At 69.2% G+C, this 1,770-nt stretch carries 2 protein-coding genes; both read left to right on the top strand.

The annotated features are described in order from the left end of the window. Positions 1 to 510, top strand: a 510-nt coding sequence (locus ACFU99_RS42655; protein WP_384403902.1) for a hypothetical protein, incomplete at its 5' end; no start/stop codon positions are given. Positions 511 to 576: 66 nt separating this feature from the next. After that, a partial coding sequence (locus ACFU99_RS42650; protein ID WP_384403899.1) for a flotillin family protein occupies positions 577 to 1,770 on the top strand: 1,194 nt, incomplete at its 3' end.

The following is a 1,770-nucleotide window of genomic DNA, read 5'->3' as shown; positions in this document are numbered from 1 at the left end:
CCCGGCGGACTCACCGGCTTCGTCGCCGCCGTCGGACTCGGCGGCGTGCCGATCACCGTCGTCCTGTCGCTGCTGACCGCCTTCGCCTGGTTCCTGTCCCTTGCCGGAACGGTCCTGCTGGAGAAGACCGACGCCGAGGGGCTGACGCGTACGCTCCTCGGCGCGGGCGTCCTGGTCGCCGCCGCCGTGGGCTCCTGGGCCGTGACCTGGGTGCTCGTACGGCCGCTGCGCCGCCTCTTCCCCGACGAACGGCCGCCCTCGCGCCTGGACTTCGTCGGCCGGATCTGCGTGGTGCGCACCGGCCGGGTGGACAGCCGATTCGGGCAGGCCGAGGTGGCCGCCGAGGACGGCTCCACCGCGATCATCCAGGTGCGCACGGACGAGACCGGGCTCGCCGCGGGCGCGACGGCGCTGATCTTCGACTACGACGCCGAGGGCGAGTTCTTCCGCGTCGGGGCCTTCGAAGCGCCGTTCGGCACGGCGCTCGACCCCGGCAGTCCGGCCTACTGACCGGCCCGGCCCGGTCCGTCCTCACAGACTTTCCTTTACCGCAACTGATTCGACAGAGGTTCCGCCATGGATACCACCGCCATAGGGATCGGCGTGCTCGTCGCCGTCCTGCTGCTCGTCGCCCTCGGGGTGCTGTTCACCGTCAGCCGCCTGTTCCGCAAGGTCGAGCAGGGCAGGGCGCTGATCATCTCCAAGACGAAACGGGTCGACGTCACCTTCACCGGCGCCGTGGTGCTGCCGGTGCTGCACAAGGCCGAGTACATGGACATCTCGGTGAAGACCATCGAGATCCGGCGCACCGGCCGCGAGGGCCTGATCTGCCAGGACAACATCCGCGCCGACATCCACATCAATTTCTTCGTGCGCGTCAACAAGACCGTCGAGGACGTCGTCAAGGTGGCCCAGGCCATCGGCACCCAGCGCGCCAGCGACCCGCGCACGCTCCAGGAGTTCTTCGCGGCGAAGTTCTCCGAGGCGCTCAAGACGGTCGGCAAGCAGCTGGACTTCGTCGACCTCTACACCAAGCGCGAGGAGTTCCGGGACCGCATCATCGCGGTCATCGGCACCGACCTCAACGGTTACCACCTCGAAGACGCCGCGATCGACTTCCTTGAGCAGACGCCGATGGCGCAGCTCGACTCCGCGAACATCCTGGACGCCCAGGGCATCCGCAAGATCACCGAGCTGACGGCGATCGAGCACGTGCGCACCAACGAGTACCAGCGCACGGAGGAGAAGGAGATCACCCGGCAGAACGTCGAGGCCCGCGAGGCGGTCCTGGAGCTGGAGCGCCGCCAGGCGGAGGCCGAGGTCAAGCAGACCCGCGAGATCGAGACCGTACGGGCCAAGGAAGAGGCCGAGACGGCGCGCGTGCAGGCCGAGGAGCGGCTGCGGTCGCACAGCGCGCACATCAAGACGGAGGAAGCGCTCGGCATCCAGGGCGAGAACCGCGACCGCGAGGTCGCCGTGGCGCAGAAGAACCGCGAGCGCGTCATCGCCATCGAGAACGAGCGCATCGAGAAGGACCGGCTGCTGGAGGTCATCGCCCGCGAGCGGGAGACGCAGCTGCGCCGCATCGCCGCCGACAAGGAGGTCGAGGCCGAGAAGCGGGAGATCGCCGACGTCGTCCGGGAGCGGATCGCGGTCGAGAAGACCGTCGCCGCCCAGGAGGAGGAGATCAAGAAGCTCCGTACGGTCGAGGAGGCCGAGCGGGAGCGCCAGGCGCTGATCATCCGGGCCGAGGCGGAGGCGCAGGAGCGC

The sequence above is a fragment of the Streptomyces sp. NPDC057654 genome (assembly GCF_042800135.1).
In the GTDB taxonomy this organism is placed as follows: Bacteria; Actinomycetota; Actinomycetes; order Streptomycetales; family Streptomycetaceae; genus Streptomyces.
The sequence above is the reverse complement of the archived record's forward strand: the minus strand, read 5'-3'. Positions and strand labels throughout refer to the sequence as shown.